Source organism: Salmonella sp. SAL4457 (assembly GCF_046548235.1).
GTDB lineage: Bacteria > Pseudomonadota > Gammaproteobacteria > Enterobacterales > Enterobacteriaceae > Salmonella > Salmonella enterica.
The window spans coordinates 1-247 of the sequence record NZ_JBGDZO010001084.1 but is presented as its reverse complement, the minus strand read 5'-3'; the positions used below and the strand labels follow the sequence as shown (position 1 = coordinate 247).

The window sequence follows — 247 nt, the reverse complement described above, 5'->3', positions numbered from 1 at the left end:
GTTGCATCGGAACGGCTCCGGCCCAAGGGGAACGGCAGTGTACACCGAGCCTCGCCGCTGGCGCGCTCCGGGACGGATTGTCGCAACCGGAACGCCTGCAGTCTGGACAGCGGGCCCGCCGGCAGACTAAGCTGAGCCCATGAACGAAGCGGATTATCTGCGCCTGCTCACCCGTCAGGCCGAACAAGCCAACGACTTCCTCTCCAACGCACGTAAATGGGACCGCGAGCGCTGGGTCTGCCAGCGC

1 protein-coding gene is annotated in these 247 nt (G+C 66.0%); it reads left to right on the top strand.

The genetic code is table 11. The features are described from left to right. Positions 1–139 precede the first annotated feature (139 nt). Positions 140–247 (top strand): DUF1780 domain-containing protein (locus tag ACLJNW_RS27535; protein WP_410961731.1); only part of this gene is annotated, 108 nt, incomplete at its 3' end.